Annotated in this window: 9 protein-coding genes and 2 pseudogenes; 7 read left to right on the top strand and 4 right to left on the bottom strand. The window is 47.8% G+C overall.

Features of this window, described 5'->3' with window-relative positions; all coding sequences use genetic code 11:
- Positions 1-20: 20 nt before the first annotated feature.
- Positions 21-2,840: a DUF4906 domain-containing protein gene (locus tag JCM10512_RS16675; protein ID WP_044164807.1), complete on the top strand. Its 2,820-nt coding sequence runs from the start codon at positions 21-23 to the stop codon at positions 2,838-2,840.
- A 1,043-nt stretch (positions 2,841-3,883) separates the two neighbouring features.
- On the opposite strand, the gene dacB is transcribed toward JCM10512_RS16675, so the two are convergent.
- The 3 genes from dacB to JCM10512_RS16660 form a co-directional block, all read right to left on the bottom strand.
- Positions 3,884-5,284, bottom strand: a complete 1,401-nt coding sequence (gene dacB / locus JCM10512_RS16670) for a D-alanyl-D-alanine carboxypeptidase/D-alanyl-D-alanine endopeptidase (RefSeq protein ID WP_044164806.1) — start codon at positions 5,282-5,284, stop codon at positions 3,884-3,886.
- Positions 5,285-5,437: 153 nt separating this feature from the next.
- Positions 5,438-6,721 carry a dihydrolipoyl dehydrogenase family protein gene (locus JCM10512_RS16665; RefSeq protein ID WP_439644382.1) on the bottom strand — a complete coding sequence of 428 codons (1,284 nt, stop codon included), beginning with the start codon at positions 6,719-6,721 and terminating at the stop codon, positions 5,438-5,440.
- Between the two features lie 92 nt (positions 6,722-6,813).
- A complete protein-coding gene (locus tag JCM10512_RS16660) occupies positions 6,814-7,242 on the bottom strand; it encodes a PH domain-containing protein (RefSeq protein WP_044164804.1) in 429 nt (142 codons plus the stop codon).
- 105 nt (positions 7,243-7,347) lie between these two features.
- Here JCM10512_RS16660 and nadB point away from each other — a divergent pair, with 105 nt between their 5' ends.
- Positions 7,348-8,919, top strand: a complete 1,572-nt coding sequence (nadB, locus tag JCM10512_RS16655) for an L-aspartate oxidase (protein WP_044164824.1) — start codon at positions 7,348-7,350, stop codon at positions 8,917-8,919.
- Between the two features lie 322 nt (positions 8,920-9,241).
- Here nadB and rbr read toward each other — a convergent pair.
- A pseudogene (gene rbr / locus JCM10512_RS16650) lies at positions 9,242-9,819 on the bottom strand (rubrerythrin).
- A 256-nt stretch (positions 9,820-10,075) separates the two neighbouring features.
- Between rbr and JCM10512_RS16645 the strand changes: the two are divergent.
- The 5 genes and pseudogenes from JCM10512_RS16645 (at position 10,076) to JCM10512_RS16625 (ending at position 19,189) form a co-directional block, all read left to right on the top strand.
- Positions 10,076-11,755 (top strand): SulP family inorganic anion transporter, encoded by a 1,680-nt coding sequence (locus JCM10512_RS16645; RefSeq protein ID WP_044164803.1) that lies wholly within the window; start codon positions 10,076-10,078, stop codon positions 11,753-11,755.
- Positions 11,756-12,248: 493 nt separating this feature from the next.
- Complete coding sequence (locus JCM10512_RS16640) at positions 12,249-15,371, top strand: SusC/RagA family TonB-linked outer membrane protein (protein ID WP_044164802.1); 3,123 nt, start codon at positions 12,249-12,251, stop codon at positions 15,369-15,371.
- Between the two features lie 30 nt (positions 15,372-15,401).
- Positions 15,402-17,072 (top strand): RagB/SusD family nutrient uptake outer membrane protein, encoded by a 1,671-nt coding sequence (locus JCM10512_RS16635; protein ID WP_044164801.1) that lies wholly within the window; start codon positions 15,402-15,404, stop codon positions 17,070-17,072.
- Between the two features lie 183 nt (positions 17,073-17,255).
- Positions 17,256-18,415, top strand: a pseudogene (locus tag JCM10512_RS16630) (alpha/beta hydrolase-fold protein).
- 21 nt (positions 18,416-18,436) lie between these two features.
- Complete coding sequence (locus tag JCM10512_RS16625) at positions 18,437-19,189, top strand: hypothetical protein (protein WP_044164800.1); 753 nt, start codon at positions 18,437-18,439, stop codon at positions 19,187-19,189.

Genomic DNA, 19,189 nt, shown 5'->3' with positions numbered 1-19,189 from the left:
TAACGAAAAACTATAGAGTAATGAAAAGAATAATTTATTATTTGCTTCCACTGATGGCAGCGCTATATTCTTGCGCAGATGACTATGCCGATTCAGAGTTAAAAAGCAATGCAGGTATGGTAGATGTTACCTTTTCAGTAACTACCCCCGGACAATCTCCCTACACATACGCGCAAAATGTTGACGAAACCAAAAGTAATAAGATCGAGACAGTAGACCTGCTTGCGTTTAAGATAGTAGGGAATGATAAAAAGTTTGCCTACCGATCGAAAGCCACCAAGATAGACGATGTGAAGAAAGAATTCACAGCGACCGTATTTGTAGACAAATACAATAAATACCACTTTGTAGTTCTGGCCAACTCCACCGCCATTATTGATAAAGCATACCCGAGCGGAATTGCCAAGGAGACACTGATGAGCACGGTTCTAGAGGAACTGACCACAAAGAAAGAGCTGACCGAAAAGTGGGAAGGCGATGCGAACAAAGACTACTTCCTGCCGATGTGGGGAGAGAAAGACAACGTAGAAGTGACCGAAAACCTGAAAATCACCGATCTAAAGCTACTGCGTATGCTTGCCCTGATCAACGTTGAACTAAAAAGCACGTTGAGTGCCGACAAGTTCACGCTGGAAGAAGTGCATCTCTATCGATATTACACAGATGGCATGTTGGTACCCGACAAAAACCAACTAGATACAGACCAAGGCAAATACAAGATGAAACTGCCTACTATAAAAGCCGGATGGGTACCCGCACCGGACGTAAACCAGAAAGCACCCACGCTATGCTATAAATCGTCCGATAAGAAAACGCTGTTAAACACTATCTATACGTTCGAATCCAAAGTTCCCGGAGGTGCTGCCAACCCCGATCTTGGCCAGGTTACCTGCGTGGTTATCGGTGGAAAGTACAACAAAGAAAGCAAAACGTCTTATTACCGGGTAGACTTTGGCAAGAAGAAAGCCGATGGTAAGAGAGAATACTATAACCTTGTTCGGAACCACAGCTACAGCATCATCATCAATGATGTTTTAGAAGGAGGATTCGACGATGAAGACGAAGCCTACCGCGCACGTGCCAAAAACATTGAAGCGGAAATTGTGGAATGGGATGACAATGTGGTTATGGAAGGTATCTTCGACGGCCAATATGTGCTAGGTATGTCACACAAAGAAATCCATGTAGACTCAGATCCGCATACATTCAAGGATTTCATTGTCCGGTCAGACTATCCCTACTTCAAGAGTAAATATAAGCTGGAAGTATTTAAAGATGCAGCTTGCTCCATACCGTTCCCAGCGAATGAGATATGGCTGAATATTAAGATTGACAATATCGATAGCCCGGCACTTGTCAACGGCTTCAATGAGTACAAGACAACGTTTAATATTACGAAAGCCAATATAATGACACAGCCTGAAGTAGCCTATATCCGCATACAAGCCGGCCGTTTAAAATTGACAGCCAAGGTGATACAGGCAACACCGCTAACGTTGGACATAACCAATACGAGCGACCAAGCCCTCACAGAATTGGTTTTCTGGGACAAGGCAACGGGCTCGGAGGCTCAAAAGTTCAAGGTAAAATGGGTTCCTAAAAATCTCACAGTAACCGCCGCATCACGAGACATCACCTTCCCGGGATTCCGCTATGCGCCAACATCACCAAACAAACCCGGCACAAGCCAGGATTTTGAATACACTGCTTCAAACGGTACCAAAACCTTAGAGATTCTGCCGAGTACGCTCTTAATGGAAGAACTCAATACAAACCCTTTTATAGAGAAGAGGTCCGAATTGCATTTTACGGTTTCCGAAGGAGAAAGATCACGCACAAAAAAACTTGTATTAAGACAAAACACGTATCACCTTCTTGTGGACAAACTTGCGCCCTATCACCTTCTGAACGGAAAAGAATACAGTTTCCGCGTTCGTTGCAACACCAACTGGGCGGTTAGGAGTGTTAAGATTGAAGATGCCTCTAAACCTCAAAAAGACCTTACTGATTACATCACAACTGACAGTAGGGATGCAATTAAAGATGCGGCGGGAGGAAGCAACTATAACGTGCTCCCAGACAGCGGAACAATAATTAAATTCCAGACAGTGCCAGCCGAATCAATTATGCGAGGTACCATGATCATTGTCTTTAAAAGCACAGATAGCCCGGCGCATTTCAACGATGTGACTGTAAGAATTCCGATGAACGAGTTCTACCCAAGGTATAAGAAATTACAATGGGCAGGTAGTAATATCTATTTCGATCCGACTACCAAGAAGTACACATTTGATGATGTGGGAGTTACAACACATGCTAAGTATCAAGGTGTTAAATTCAAATGGGGAAGTATGTCTGCCGTATGCAATATTAATGTAACACCACAAACCATGTATTTTATAACTCCTGACATCATCAACCAAACATATAAGATGTCGCCAGTAACAGACAAAAACAACAACACATGGATGACTCATGCTTCTCTTGAGGATTTTGTAGAGGCCATTCCTCCGGCAGAATACGCCGATGAAGACCGAGCCTATTTGTACGAAATAACAACTAAAAAAACCTCCGCAGGTGATTTCGGTGACATCTGTCGATATATGACACTAAAGGGAATGGCTCCCGGAGGCAAAAAATGGCGTATGCCTACGCTAGCTGAATATCGGACCTTGATTTTCACCAGTGCTATTGGAACTCCAGGAGATTCTGGCATAATCTATGCGGGAAGCACTGAAAAGCGAGTTTCCGGACAGGACGTGATGGGTTATCATTGGGTAGCGACAACACGACCACAAGATGGTAGCAAGCAAGTTATCTTCCGGCAGCAGGGTACATAGAAAATAATAAAACAACATGGACTTGGATCCATAATGAAAACAACAAGAGAGTCTCTTACTGGACGTCTTCACCAATGAACTTTAACACAGGTGCCTATGCGCTTTACAATAGTACTTTTGTCCAAACGTTAAAGTATGGCAGAATTGGACGCCAAGTTGGGCAAGCCATACGCTGCGTTGTAGACGAAGACGCCGATTAATAACCACTGATCTCACCATATGTAGAGATTTTCGTTAAGTTAATGATAAGAGGCAACCAGTTCAACTGTGAATTGGTTGCCTTTTTGGGTTTCAGCCTTTCAGTTTATAGATAACCAACTGATATACAAAGACTCGCACTGAAAGCAAGGCCTGAAAGATGACCAGAATTGCCTTCAGTGCTTTCAGCCGATAACCTGCTTACAGAAACCGTCAAACCTCCGTAGCGGACAAGGGTTCATGTACCGCATAGATCTTTAGAAAATCCGGCTTATATCAAGCAAGAAAGGCTGAAAGCGGGAATTGTCTTTTCAGCCTTTGCTTTCAGGCATAAAAAACTAGATAACAGCGCAATACCTCCCAAGCTGAAAGCTGAAAGAGAAAATCAAAACATCGTTTGGTTCTTCGTTCTGCGAGGTGCAAGCCCTTTTTCTTGAAGAAGTATTGGGAAGAATCGATCACTCGTTTGAAGTAAGCCAAGCCCCCGTTTCAAGCAACTTGAACACTTGCGTGAGGCAATCCGAGTAGCGGGTTGAGGTTAATTGCGTACTTGGCTTGAGTAGCCGAATATCTTGATTCTATCAAACCAATCATCTTCATCCTACAATCAACTGGATATCTGATGGCAATAAGACAGCAGGAAGACTAATTTGCACCTAAGGTGAAGAAGAGCCTCCAACTGTTGCCGAAAGACAAGCAACCTTTGGATTCAAACGCCCCGGGCATTTGGCAGAAAGCCCCGGGCATTCGGTTGGAAAGAGCCGGGCATTTGACAGACAGCCCCGGGCTTTCGGTCGCACCCAACCAAGTATTCACCACAAAGGACGCATCCCACCAAACAAAAACTATTGGCCGGCAATCACCTCACAAACCTTATCCTGAAAAGCCCTCGCCTGAGCAGCCGACAACATATTCTGATTCATGATGGCAAAAGCCACTTCGTGCCCGTTCGTTGTGCGCAGATAGCCCGCAAGCGAATTGATTGCGGTAAACGAACCGGTTTTCGCATGCACATTTTTGTAAGCGGAAGTATTCTTCATCCGATTCTTCAAGGTACCGTCAATACCGGCAACCGGAAGCGACTTATACAGCTTTTGAAAAACATCCGTCTGCGAATAAGCGTACTTCAAAAAGTCGACCAGCAGGGCAGGAGAGAGGTAGTTGTAGTTCGACAATCCGCATCCGTCGGCTATTTTATAAGCTTTCTGATCATGGCCTAACCGGCGGATAAGCTGCATAATCTCTACAATGCCATCCTCAGCGGCTACGTGTTTTTTCCCGGTAGCCTGCGCACCCAGGCGACACAACATCGCTTCGCCGTTCAGGTTATCACTTTCCTTCATCAGCTGGTTCAATACCTGCTGAACCGGTGTCTCCCAGGTGGCCATTCGCACAGCATTGGCGGCAGGCAGTTCGGCAAAAGCATACGAAGCCGGAACCGTAAGGCCCGCTGCCTGCAAACGCTCTAAAAACGTATGCATAAAGAACCTACCGGAGTCGTAGACATTGACCCAATCTTTGCTCACCCGCTGCACGTTGCCCTGTACAAGCAATTGATTGCCATTTGTCAGCCAATCCCTCGTTGTCGAGAATCGCCCGGCAGACAGCGTGCGGGTTTTCGTCCGGTTGGTCACCGAATAATAGGTAGATCGCGGTTTGCAAGAGATGCGTGCCGTATCTCCTTGATTCGCAGCCGGAAAAGCAGAGACCTCCACCGCACCCCGACAAAACATCAACGGAGATAAATAGGGCTGATAAGCTTCCGGCGTATCGTCCCACGCCCATCCGCTCCCCCAGTACAGCGAGTCTTTCATCGATACATCGCCAAACACACGCCCGTTGATAACCGAAAACGGATACGTAATCACCTCTTCGACCAAAGCGTCCATCGCCCGGTCGTCAAATTCCGGATCGAAGCCACCTACAACATACAGATTGCCTTGCAGCGTATCATGCTCAATCACCCCATCGTACCACACCTCGGTGCGGAAAGGCTCATCGCCGTCGGGGCGGGAGAGAGCGGTGATGGCGGTCAGCAGTTTCATGGTAGAGGCAGGACGGGAGAGTTTGGTGTCCCGATAGACGTAAAGCGGCTTCCGGTCGGTCAGGTCGTAGACCGAGATACCGACCTCGGAAGCTTCGGGAAGCATCCGCTGAATGAGCGAATCAATCTGTGAAAAACCTGCCTGCCCCCATACGGGAAGCAAGCCGACCAAACAAACGGCATACAACAACAATCTCTTCATTTACTATACTTTTTTGCCTACTTCCCACCAAGTTCTCCCGATGCACTTCTCAGCGTTCGGCGAATCGCCCAATTCGGAAGGCGGAAGTAGCCTATCCTTTATTAATTCACCAGAAGCACCCTCAAACCGGAAGCCGTGCAAAGACCCCGTTCTTTAGATAACTTCTTTGAAGATTTCGCCTACACTGGGGTGCGGGCATACAATCTTCTTCCATTCGGCGGCCGTCAACCGAAGTTCGATCGCCATAGCTGCCAAGGCGATGATTTCCGAGGCGGGATTGCCCAGTACGTGCGCCCCAATCACCCGTTCGTCTTCGTCGAGCAATACTTTGCACACTCCGTTCACCCCTTCGTTTTCCGCCACAAACCGGCCGGAGAAAGCCATCGGAAGTTCCGCGACCCGATACTTCAAGCCTTTTGCCAAAGCCGTATCTTCGGTTTCGCCCACACCCGCAATTTCGGGATTGGTATAGACCACCGCCGGGATAGCCCGGTAACTCATCGCGTCTTCTTTACCCAAAATAGCGTGAACGGCTACTTCCGCTTCCCGAATGGCGGTATGTGCCAACAGCGAGTGCCCGGTTACATCCCCACAGACGTATACGCCCGGTATCGAGGTTTGCATATGCGCGTCGACTTTTACCTGCCCACGTTCCGTCAGTGCCGGGTGCAGGTTTTCGAGTCCGAATCCTTTGCTCACCGGACGCCTGCCCACACTCATCAAAAGTACGTTAGCCGTGCCGGCCTCTTCGGACGCAGACGCATCCGGCTGCATCGGTTTGTAGGTGTATCGCACGCCCTCTCCGTCGGGCAGAGTAGCCAAACCGGTCACTTGGGTGCTCAGCAGGAAACGAACTCCCCGCTTGGCATATTCTGCTCGGAGCAGGCCGGAAAGTTCTTTATCCATTCCCCCGAGAATCTCGTCCATCATTTCGACAACCGTAACTTCTACGCCCAGGCTGTTGAAGAACGAAGCGAACTCCATCCCGATCACCCCACCGCCTACAACGACCAGCGACGCAGGCAATTCTTTATTGTCCAATGCCTCGCGATGGGTCCAATAGGGTACGCTTTCGATGCCGGGAATAGGCGGGATAAAGGTTTCGGAACCGGTACACACCAGCAGGTTCTCTCCCTGATAGGCCTCTCCGTTGCAGCGCACCGTACGGCTGTCGACAATCTCGGCCGTGCCGGTCAGCACCGTTATGTTGCCGGAGTTCATCTTGGCCTTGATGCCCAGCACCAGCTTGCGGACCACCTTATTTTTACGGGCAATGATCTTGGGCAGATCGAAAGAGGCTTCGGACACGTTGACCGCGTACTTGGAAGCTGTTCGGGCGGAATCGTACAGTTTAGCCGAATAGAGCAGGGTTTTGGTAGGAATGCATCCTTCGTTCAGGCAAACGCCTCCCAGACTGTTCTTTTCGATTAATAACACACGTAGCCGGCTTTGCCTGCCGTTTCGGCAGCCGTATACCCGGCCGGTCCGCCGCCGATAATAATGATTTGGTACTTCATAGCGTGCATGATTTATGTGGATTGATCATCGGATGCTTCTTGCGCATCGGGCGATAAGTAACGATCGAGGAGGGCTAGAAACTCTTGCTCCTTGGCGGGCATCACCGAAGCGAATTTTCCCGCTCCGTATTCGATCAGCAGATAGTCCGTCACCGAGAATCGCCCGAACTTCATGGAGCTGTATTTCCGGACTGCCGTAACCTCTCCGATCGGGATTACTTTTTTACGGGCAAAGCGTCCGGTAGAGATTTCCAATATTCCGTCCCCAGTCACTGTGTAACGGGTGTGTATAATCTGCTCGATCACCACAAGCAACATCAGCGACATCAGGACGCCAAGCAATATATACTTACACCATAAAGCACCCACGGCATTGACGGTAAGCACGGCCAAAAGGAAATATTGATACCAGGCAATACGGGCATGGAATATACGATTCATAGGGTTGTATTTTGCCGCAAGGTAGCAATTTTATGAATTAGTGACAACGAAAAGAACAACGAAGTGAGTAATTTTGTAGCTTTGCGCCGTGAAACAAACAAGATTATGGTAAGAAAATTCGATTTCCTCGTCATCGGCTCCGGTATAGCCGGTATGAGTTTTGCGCTTAAGGTGGCGCACAAAGGTAAAGTAGCTCTTATCTGTAAAGCCGGATTAGAAGAAGCCAATACGTTTTTCGCTCAGGGAGGCATCGCCTCTGTGACTGATCCGCTGGTGGATAACTTCGATAAACACATTGAAGACACGATGATTGCCGGCGACTGGATAAGCGATCGTAACGCCGTAGAAAAGGTGGTACGCAACGCGCCCGAGCAGATCAACGAACTAATCAAGTGGGGAGTAAAGTTCGACAAAAAGGAGAACGGCGAGTTCGACTTGCACAAAGAGGGCGGACACTCCGAATTCCGCATCCTGCACCACAAGGACAATACGGGAGCCGAAATTCAGGTTAGCCTGATAGAAGCCATCAAGCAACACCCCAACATAACGGTACTCGAAAATTTCTTCGCCGTAGAAATAATCACACAACATCATCTGGGTATCATCGTTACCCGTTACACACCAGGCATCAAATGCTACGGCGCCTACGTTTTGAATGAGGCGACGGGCGAGGTAGATACCTTCCTTTCCAAACTGACGGTGATGGCTACCGGAGGCTGCGAAGCGGTTTACCGCAACACGACCAACCCGTTGGTAGCCACGGGAGACGGTATCGCAATGGTGTACCGCGCCAAAGGAGCCGTGAAGGATATGGAGTTCATCCAATTCCACCCGACGGCACTTTTCAATCCGGGCGACCGTCCGAGTTTCCTCATCACGGAAGCCATGCGCGGATACGGGGCTGTGCTCCGCACGCAAGACGGCAAAGAGTTTATGGAGAAGTACGATCCGCGGCTGTCACTGGCTCCGCGCGACATCGTGGCCCGTGCCATCGACAATGAGATGAAGCTTCGAGGCGAAGATCATGTCTATCTCGACGCCACACATAAAGATCCCGAGGAGACGAAGAAGCACTTCCCTAACATCTATAAGAAATGCCTCAGTCTGGGCATCGATATAACGAAAGACTATATTCCGGTAGCTCCCGCGGCTCACTATCTCTGCGGAGGAATCGTGGTAGACCTCGACGGACAGTCGAACATCCGTCGCCTGTATGCGTTGGGCGAATGTTCCTGCACCGGTTTGCACGGTGGCAACCGCTTGGCATCGAACTCACTGATCGAAGCGGTGGTTTACGCGGACGCTGCCGCCAACCATGCGTTGAGTGTACTCGAACGCTATGAGTTCAACGAGGATATTCCCGAATGGAATGCTGAAGGTACGATTTCGAATGAGGAGCGCGTACTGATTACGCAGAGCATGAAGGAGGTCAATCAGATTATGGAATCGTACGTGGGCATTGTACGCAGCAACCTCCGCCTGACTCGTGCCTGGAATCGCCTGGACATTATCTACGAAGAGACGGAAAGACTGTTCAAGAGCAGCAAGGCTTCGCGTGAGATCTGCGAACTTCGTAACATGATTAACGTGGGGTATCTCATTACGCGTCAGGCTATGGAGCGTAAGGAGAGCCGGGGATTGCACTACACGCTTGATTATCCGCGTAAAGTAGACTGATCCGACCAACCGCCGGGCGGTTTGTGGCTTTGCGGGTGCATTTAGATTCTTTGCATACGATCGGAATGTAGTTCGCAGGCTATCTTTATTTCGTTTAACTAGGGTCTCCCTTTCGTATAACTATAGTCATACGAAAGAATAACTATAGTGTCCCTTGCGTATGACTATAGTTATACGAAGTAAAAGTAGTAAGAAAGCCGATCCAAACAGCGGGTAATCCGAATCACTTTCGCATACCCCAAAAGGACATAAAACGAGGGAAATAAAAAAAGGGGGCTGTTCGTTGCCAAACAGCTCCCTTTTACTTGCTATATTTACAATTTTAGAAGTTTTCTTTCTTTACTTCAAAATAGGCTTGCGGGTGCAAACAGGCCGGACATACTTCGGGAGCTTCCTTACCTATTTCAATATACCCACAGTTACGACATTGCCATACCACTTCACCTTCTTTGGCAAACACGGACATTTTCTCGATATTATTGATAAATGCCAAATATCTTTCTTCATGTCCTTTTTCGGCAATCGAAATATTGCGATACATAGCGGCAATCATCGGGAAACCTTCTTTCTCAGCTACATCAGCAAAGTGAGGATAGTCTTTGGACCATTCTTCATGCTCACCGGCAGCAGCTTCGCGCAGGTTCTCAAGTGTAGTTCCGATTACGCCGGCGGGATAGCTGGCGGTTATTTCTACCATGCCTCCTTCGAGAAACTTAAACATGCGTTTGGCGTGCTCTTTCTCCTGATCGGCGGTCTCGGTAAAGATAGCGAAATTTGTTCGTAACCTTCTTTTTTGGCTGCGCTTGCGAAGTAAGTGTAGCGCATTCTTGCTTGTGATTCTCCAGCGAATGAAGTCAGCAGATTCTTCTCTGTCTGAGTTCCTTTAATACTCTTAGTCATAATTCTATTATATTTTTAAAATAGTTGATCACTCTGATGATAGTGTGTAAGTGTAGTACTGTCTTGAACACAAATATACGAATTTTGTTCATAAAAAAACAATTCCGACTTAAAACAAAGCGCTATTTTGTCGCCACAAAACAACCGGCGGACAAATAAGGTGTTTAAAAACATGTTTATACCGATTATTTTATGTAATTTTGTAACCCCTATCTAACAAAGAAACAGGATAGAGATATAACACCTCGTATTTATTATGAAGCTATTTGATTTTAGGCCCAAACTGGTTTCTTCCCTAAAAAACTACTCGAAAGAAACATTCATGTCCGACCTGATGGCAGGTATTATCGTCGGTATTGTAGCACTTCCATTGGCCATCGCATTTGGTATCGCTTCAGGCGTCGCACCTGAAAAAGGTATTATTACCGCCATAATCGCCGGATTTATCATCTCCCTGATGGGGGGAAGTAAAGTCCAGATCGGCGGACCGACCGGAGCGTTTATCGTTATTATTTATGGCATCGTGCAGCAATATGGCGAAGCCGGGCTGATTGTGGCCACGCTTATTGCGGGCGTACTCCTGGTGTTGCTAGGTGTATTCAAGCTGGGGGCTGTTATCAAATTTATTCCGTATCCCATCATCGTAGGCTTTACCAGCGGTATCGCCGTAACGATTTTCACAACGCAGATAGCCGACATATTCGGGCTGACTTTCGGAGGGGCGAAACTGCCTGGCGACTTCATCGGCAAATGGCTAATGTATTTCGAACACTTCGGCACCATCAACTGGTGGAATACAGCCGTGAGCATTGTGAGTGTATTCATTATTGTCATTACGCCTAAGTTCTCTAAAAAAATTCCCGGTTCGTTGATCGCCATTGTTTTGGTGACGGTTATCGTGTACTTCATGAAGCTTTATGGCGGAATAGACTGCATTCCCACAATCGGCGACCGATTCACCATCAACGCCGAACTACCGGAAGCAGTGGTTCCACCACTCAACTGGGCGGCCATCAACGACCTCTTTCCAGTGGCAATCACCATTGCCGTTTTAGGAGCTATCGAATCGTTGTTGTCGGCCACCGTAGCCGATGGTGTGATAGGCGACCGCCACGATTCGAACACAGAATTGATCGCACAGGGTGCTGCTAATATCATCACGCCGTTGTTCGGTGGTATTCCGGCTACGGGAGCCATCGCACGTACCATGACGAATATCAACAACGGAGGTAAAACGCCGGTGGCAGGTATTATCCATGCGGTTGTGCTGCTTTTAATCCTGCTCTTCCTGATGCCGCTCGCCCAATACATCCCCATGGCGTGTCTGGCGGGGGTACTGGTGATTGTTTCGTACAACATGAGCGGCTGGCGCGTGTTTAAGGCTTTGCTGAAAAATCCGAGAGCAGACGTAACCGTGTTGCTGATCACATTTATACTGACTGTCATCTTCGACCTGACGGTAGCTATCGAGATCGGGTTGGTCATCGCCTGTATTCTATTTATGAAGCGCGTGATGGAGACAACCAAGATATCGGTTATCACGGACGAGATCAATTTGCATGAGGAACAAGACTCATCGCTTCCCGAAGAAAATCTGGTGATTCCCAAGGACGTGGAAGTATACGAGATCAGTGGCCCGTACTTCTTCGGTGTGGCTACGAAGTTTGAGGAGACGATGGCGCAACTCGGCGATTACCCGAAGGTGCGTATCATCCGCATGCGCAGAGTGCCTTTCATCGACTCGACAGGTATTCACAACCTAACGTCGCTCTGCGAAATGTCTCACAAGGATAAAATAACCGTTATCCTATCGGGCGTTAACCCGCAAGTAAATGAGGCGTTGGAGAAATCGGGCTTCTACGAGTTAATCGGCAAAGAGAATATCTGCCCGAATATCAATGTAGCACTGGAAAGAGCTAAAGAAATCGTGGAATAAGAACGGGAAGAGCTATTCCCAACTTAGATAGAACCCTTACATTTGCGTCATTATGAGCCCAATAGGCTTATAATGACGCATTTTCGTTAGGCCTAATTACCGCTGCGACGCTGGTCATCCCGCAACTGTTAGAATTGAAACCATTGGCAAGGTTCTGGTGAAGATTTGCACCGTGAGCAACTCCAACGCTTAGGCCGTGCTAAACGAGCTTTCCAGCGTGATGCACACCCGAATGAATCAGCCCAAGAACGTCCGAAGGGTTGGACTACTTCCGTTATATACTCGTCACAGTGGGCATGATTTTGTAGCCCGCATCAAGTAATTCCTTTATCTACCTCGCAATAACAGAGATTTACAATTTCAGGTATTCTTTTCCATTATTAGATATTTCTTTATCCGTATCTAATAATGGAAAACAAATATCTATTTTTAAACCACGCCTACACCCCCAGCCGTTACATTTGCCAGTGATAATTTTAAATCTAATAACACAATGAGAAAAGTAATTTGTATCCTAACAATGCTCTTCGTGTGCATTTGGGTGTCGGCCCAGAAACGTACCGTCTCCGGTATAGTAACCGATGCAAATAAAGAGCCAATGATTGGCGTATCTGTTTTAGAGAAAGGAACGGCAAATGGTATAATCACTGACTTGGAGGGGAAGTTTAGGCTTTCGGTCGGACCTAAAGCCACGCTCAAGTTTTCCTGTGTAGGCTTCTTGACACAGGAAGTAGCGGTAGGTAATCGCCAGGATATCACCGTGGCGCTGGTGGAAGACACCAAGCAACTGAACGAAGTGGTGGTTGTAGGTTATGGCGTTCAGAAGAAAAGCGACCTTACAGGTGCTATTGCTTCGGTCAGCGGAGACGACATCAAGAACCTTTCAACAGTAGATGCTGCCGCCGCGCTACAGGGTAAGGCTGCCGGTATTCAAATCTTGAACACATCCGGTGCTCCCGGTTCAAGCGCTTCAATCCGCATCCGTGGTTATTCATCAAATTCAGACAGACTGGGTCCTCTATTGATTGTCGACGGTTTGCAAGTTGACAATATCCAATATCTTGACCCGTCAATGATTGAATCGATGGAAGTTCTCAAAGATGCGGCTTCAGCTGCAATCTATGGTGCTCAGGCAGGTAATGGCGTTGTTCTCATTACCACAAAGACCGGAAACGGTGCGAACGGCCGTCCGAAAATAATATACGCTTTCAAAGCCATCAACCAGAGCCTTGGCAAGACGCCTGAGATTTTCGGTGCAAAGGATTGGATAAAATATAAAGAATTGTCCGGTTATGACATGAAGGCACTCTGCGAGAGCTATGGCGTTGACTACAACAACCCTAAAGAAACAGACTGGGTGAACGAAGTATTCGGTAGCAGCTGGGCGACTCAGCACTCGATCACATTTCAGGACGGCAATGACAGGGGGCATTTCTTTACTTCTGTAAATTACATTAATAATGATGGTATCGTACGCGGTAAGAAAGATACGTATACCCGTCTTACCGGTCAACTCAACGCAGACTATAAACTCTATAAGTGGATCAAAGTCGGTACAAACACCTCTATCGAGAAGTGGGCTACCCGCGACATCACCCACCAAAGCGCCTATGGTTCTATGCTGGCACCTACTCTTTTGCTAGATCCTCTGACTCCGGTCTATTGGGATAGTGTTGATGACTTCACAACAAGCATGAAGGAACAATATGCCAAGAACCCGGCAAGCATCCTCATCGCTCCGAATGGTAAGTACTATGCTACTTCAAAGTTCCAGATGGATGACAATGGTAATCCTCTACTTCAGCGCGACCGCCGCAATGCAAAGAATTCCGGAATCTCCGTTCGCGGAACAGCTTTCGCAGACTTTACTCCTATCGATGGTATTGTGATGACATCCCGTTTCTCTTACCGTATTGCACAAAACAATAGCCATGACTATGCTGCACCCTACTACATGAATGGCCAGGCGAAAGCTGATGATTATTCGATCTCAGCTGCAGCCAACAACAGCCAATATTATCAGTGGGAAAACTTCGCGAACTTCAACAAGACATTATTCGTAAAGCATAATATCGGTGCCATGATCGGTATGTCATATACTGAATATCGCTCGGACAATGTCTCAGCTTCGGCTACCGGTACAGGTGGCAACAAGATTCTCACCGGTGATGCTGATAACTTTAAGTATCTCAACTTTGTAAACTCGGCCGAGACTACTACAAAAAGCATCGGTAACCTTCCAGGAGTTGCTACAAGCCTTTCCTACTTTGGCCGTTTACTCTATACGTACGACAATCGTTACAGTTTGCAGTTCAACTACCGTACCGACGCATTCGACACGTCCAAACTTCCTGCTGACAAACGTTGGGGTAAGTTCCCTTCAGTTGCCGTAGGTTGGAACATCAGCAATGAAAAGTTCATCAAGGACAACATCAGCAGCGATATTCTTTCATTCTTGAAGTTTCGGGCTTCTTGGGGACGCAACGGTAATGTAAACGTGCTCAATAACTACCCATACATTTCGCCAATCAGTTACAATTCCGCTTGGTATCAGTATGGTGATAACCCTGCTCAGCACTATGGTTCTAATCCTTCCGGCCTTGCTAACCCAAACCTCAAGTGGGAGACATCTGAACAGTTGGATTTCGGTCTTGACATGCGTTTCTTAAACAATCGTTTGACACTTAGTCTCGACTATTATAACAAGAACACGAAGGACCTTCTCATATCCATCAACCCGGTTCCTGAGGTTTATACAAATTCGACTATAGTCAACGCCGGTAAAATCAACAACAAGGGCTTTGAGCTTGAAGCTTCTTGGAAGGATCATATTGGCGACTTGAAGTATAATATCTCCGGCAACTTGTCTACCTTGAAGAATAAGGTTACGTATCTGTACGACGACATCAAGCGTATCATTAGCAATACAGGTGGTGTAGATGGTACTAATAATATGGTACACAGCGCGTTTGAAGAAGGACACTCAATATGGTATTTCCGTGCATACGACTATGCAGGTGTAAATAAGGAAACCGGTGCAGCTCAGTTCCGCAACCATGAGGGTAAAATCGTCTCCTCTTCAGAATTGAGCGAACAGGATATGACTGATATAGGCAGTGCTATTCCAAAGCTTACCTACGGCCTGACTATTAACTTGGAATATAAAGGTTTGGACTTGTCAGTATTTGGTACAGGTGTAGCAGGCAACAAGATTTTCAATATCCTTTATCGGGCAGATACCCCAATGCGTAACTCACTGAAGTATTTCATGGACAATGCTTGGAGCGAAAACAATAAGAATGCTTCGATGCCGGCAGTTGCTGACGTAGCTCACGACCGTTACTTCTGGAGCTCAAGTGCTTCGCTGTTCAATGGTTCTTATTTCAAGATCAAACAGATCCAGTTAGGCTATACATTACCCAAAACACTCACCAAGAAAGTGGCTATGAAGGAACTTCGTGTCTTCGTATCTTTGGATGACTTCTTTACTTTCTCCAAGTATCCCGGTATGGATCCGGAGACTGCAACAACTTCCAGAAATGGTGGTGGAGGATATGATATCGGTACATACCCAACCATGAAGAAGTGTACATTCGGTGCAAGCTTTGCATTCTAATTCCTTGAAAACTAAAAAAAGTAATTCATTATGAAAAAAATAATATATTCCCTTTTAGGAGTTGCATTCCTTTTCAGTGCTTGCGAAGATCGCCTCGATATTGAACAGAAGGGTGTCATCTCGTTCGATAGTTTTTATAAGACTGATGATGATGCACAGAATGCACTCAACAATCTCTATCAGTCATTCTGTTTGAATATAGCTGGTAATGAAGGTGTATATGTAGCCCTTCCGGTACTCTTTGACGAAGCTGGCGATGATATGTTGGCAGCAGGTAATATGTACGGTGACAATGACTTCGGTGCACAGATTAACGAATTCCGCTATGACTCACAAAATGAGGTAATCAGGAATACATACTGGGGACTCTATGGGGTGATTTACGATTCCAACCTTGTACTGGATAATATAAGCCCCACTACACCTGTTAAGAAACGAGTTTGCGCCGAAGCTCGTTCGCTGCGTGCGTGGTCACATCTGATGCTTGCTATTGGTTGGGGCTGTCCACCATTGGTTGATCATATTCTTAAACCAAGTGATAAACCGGCTAACAATGCGGTCGAAGGCGGACACAACGGTCTGCTGGAGTGGTGTGCCAAAGAAGCAGAGGAGGCTGCTAATGACCTTGATGAACGTGAAAATCCATCAGACAAAGTTGGTGCCTCAAAGGTAACGAAGGGTTTCGCCCTTACTGTAGCCGGTAAGGCTCGCCTATTCAAAGGTGACTACCCCGGAGCGAAGACCAATTTGAAGAAGGTCATTGCTTCGAAAAAGTACGAACTCGTTCCTACTGCACGTTGGGCAAATTTGTTCCACGCGTCAGGCGATCTTTGTGAGGAGATGATTTTCCAGGCCAACGCACTTGAAAATCCAGGAATCGGTGACTGGAGCAACAAAATCCAGCGTACGTCCTGGATGTGGATTCAGTTCTGGAACTGGCGTACCGACAAGTTGGCTTCCAAGCCTTCATTTATCGGCCCCGATGGCTGGGGCGGTCACTCGATCCGTGCTGACTTTGCAGAACGCATGTTGGCAAACGATGGTTATTCAACACGTCGTAAAGCAACATTCCTCACCAGCGACGAATTCCTCTATGAAATGGAATGGAACGGCACCAAGGGCCTGAACTTGACTCGCGAAGAGCTGGAGAAATCCGATAAGATTGGTATTAAGGATTTAACAGGTCTTTATGGCTTCGCAGGTTATTTTGCTAACAAGTTCGTTGCATGGCCTGAAGATAACGAGAAGGGTTGGTATGGATTCAAAAATCTCACGATCTTCCGGTATGCCGAAGTTCTCTTGATGTATGCAGAGGCTTGTGCACAGACCAATGATAGCGATGGTTTGCAGTATCTTCAGGAGATACAGACACGGGCAGGTTCTGCGCATGTCTCAGACGAACTTACACTGCAGGAAGTGAAAAACGAAAAGAGTTATGAAATGTGGCTTGAGGCAGTTCGATTCCCCGATATGGTACGTTGGGGTGATACGGATGGCATTGTAAATAATGGCAAGGATATTCCATCTACTCTGGACGCTTTCTTTACCAAGGGGGAGCCTAAGCACCGCATTTATGTGGAGAAGGCAAATCCGAATAAGGGTAAGACAGGTTTCGTGAAAGGTAAACATGAGTATTTCGCATACCCGTTTGCTGCAACTTCAATCAATCCTAATCTGAAACAGAATCCGAGTGGCGAATAAACACAAGAGTGAAACGCCAACCCGATTATAAAACCGAACAGCACAAATTGATCGCAATAGGTTAGTTATTATAGGAGTGAGTATCTACACCGCGTCCGGACAGGCGTGCAAACGCACCTTCGCAGGATGGGTGTAGATATTTCGATTTTAAAGTATATCCGTTTAATTTTAATAATATAAATTATGAAAAGTGTATTGAAACTTGTTTTTTCTTCCCTGTTGGCATTGCCGCTAACGGTGAACGCACAACAACAGAATTTCCCTGAGGGGACTGTCCGCAATGAGCACAACATCAACGGTGCGGAATGGCCGCGCATCGGCAAGGATAACCGCGCGTATTTCCGCGTACATGCTCCCAATGCCCAAAAGGTGGAGATCAGTTTCCGCGGCGAAATGACCAAAGAAGCGGACGGTTACTGGACGCTCGTGTCCAAAGAACCTGAAGTGGAGGGCTTCCACTACTACCAGATCATTGTGGACGGCGTGAGCACAGCCGATCCCGACGGCAAGCCGTTCTTCGGCATGGGCCGGTGGGTAAGCGGCGTGGAAATTCCGGAAAAGGGTGTGGACTATTATTCCATAAAGAATGTACCTCACGGATTGATCACCCAAAGTTTGTATTACTCCAATATCCGCAAAGAGTGGCGCCGTGCCATCGTCTATACCCCCGCGGAATATGACAAAAACCCCTCAAAGAAATATCCTGTTCTCTACCTGCAACACGGAATGGGAGAGAACGAGACTAGCTGGGCGAATCAGGGTAAGATGAATTTTATCATGGATAACCTCATTGCCGAAGGAAAGGCGAAACCGATGATCGTGGTCATGGACAACGGTAACATTGAGTCGTTCTACCTCCTACCGGGTGAGACACGTGAGAACGCGATGGAGCGCTTCGGCGGACAGTTCCCCGACATCCTCGTGAAGGAGATCATCCCTCATATCGAAAGCAATTTCCGCACACTGACCGATCGCGAGAATCGCGCTATGGCAGGGCTTTCGTGGGGCGGGCTGCTGACGTTCAACACCACGCTGAACAACCTCGACAAGTTTGCTGGATAGGCGGATTCAGCGGGGCAGGCAGCATCGACCTGAAGAGCATCGACACCACCTACGGAGGCGTATTCAAAGACCGCAAGGCGTTCAACAACCGGGTACACGCCTTCTTCCTCGGCATCGGAGCCATGGAGAATCCCGAACGTACCAAGGCGCTGAGCGACGGGCTGAAAGCTGCCGGCATCAACAACATTTACTACGAGAGCCCCGGCACCGCCCACGAGTTTCTCACCTGGCGACGCTGTCTCAAGGAGTTCGTACCGCTGTTGTTCAACGCAAAGAAGTAAAACAGCATAAAAGTCATAGAAATGAAGATATTCAACCGAAAGAAAGGGTTGGAAGCATGTCTCGCACTGATGCTGTGCCTCCCCGCGGCGGCACAGCAAACCGGTGCGAACCCGCTTTCCGGGGGATTCCCCCCAAGGCAGGCGTATAAAATACAGACGCCGACGTTCCTTGCCGACTACTTCAGCCAGGCCTCGCCAGGCGCAGTTATGCCTGACGACAAAGGCTTCATCAGGCGCTGGCTGCTGTTGGAACCCATCGAAAAGCCTAACCGCACAAATACCATCTTTACCGACAGCTACCTACGTCAGGCATTCGACACGCTGTACTTCCACAACCAGTTTACTGTACTGCCCCAAGACGGCGAGAAAGTGAAAGTGGGCAAGCAGCGGCTGACGTGGCACGCACTGGACAGCAAGCTCTATAACGTGAAGCTCTACCGGCTTGCCGCTGCACTAAAAAAGCCCGTATACGGTGTGCTTTTTTGGGCGGTCACCATCATCGACTGCCCCGAAGAAATCAGTGAGGTTCGCCTCTCGGCAGGCTCCAACTCTGCATCCACCTGGTGGCTCAACGGCGAGCAAGTCCTACTGCTGTCCGGCGACCGCCGCATGGTAGTGGACGACGGACAGTCACGACGGCTCACGCTGAAGAAAGGCCGGAACATCCTGCGCGGAGCCATCATCAACGGGCCTGGCATGAGCGATTTCTGCGTCCGCTTCCTCCATGAAGACGGAACGCCAGTCAAGAACATTACAATCATCACGCATCAATGA

It is taken from the genome of Bacteroides reticulotermitis JCM 10512 (genome assembly GCF_000517545.1).
Lineage (GTDB): Bacteria > Bacteroidota > Bacteroidia > Bacteroidales > Bacteroidaceae > Bacteroides > Bacteroides reticulotermitis.
The sequence above is the reverse complement of the archived record's forward strand: the minus strand, read 5'-3'. Positions and strand labels throughout refer to the sequence as shown.

Coding starts and splice junctions, on each gene's coding strand:
- dacB (WP_044164806.1), bottom strand. CDS start 5,284: ATGAAGAGATTGTTGTTGTATGCCGTTTGTTTGGTCGGCTTGCTTCCC.
- JCM10512_RS16660 (WP_044164804.1), bottom strand. CDS start 7,242: ATGAATCGTATATTCCATGCCCGTATTGCCTGGTATCAATATTTCCTT.
- JCM10512_RS16640 (WP_044164802.1), top strand. CDS start 12,249: ATGAGAAAAGTAATTTGTATCCTAACAATGCTCTTCGTGTGCATTTGG.
- JCM10512_RS16675 (WP_044164807.1), top strand. CDS start 21: ATGAAAAGAATAATTTATTATTTGCTTCCACTGATGGCAGCGCTATAT.
- JCM10512_RS16635 (WP_044164801.1), top strand. CDS start 15,402: ATGAAAAAAATAATATATTCCCTTTTAGGAGTTGCATTCCTTTTCAGT.
- JCM10512_RS16625 (WP_044164800.1), top strand. CDS start 18,437: ATGAAGATATTCAACCGAAAGAAAGGGTTGGAAGCATGTCTCGCACTG.
- nadB (WP_044164824.1), top strand. CDS start 7,348: ATGGTAAGAAAATTCGATTTCCTCGTCATCGGCTCCGGTATAGCCGGT.
- JCM10512_RS16645 (WP_044164803.1), top strand. CDS start 10,076: ATGAAGCTATTTGATTTTAGGCCCAAACTGGTTTCTTCCCTAAAAAAC.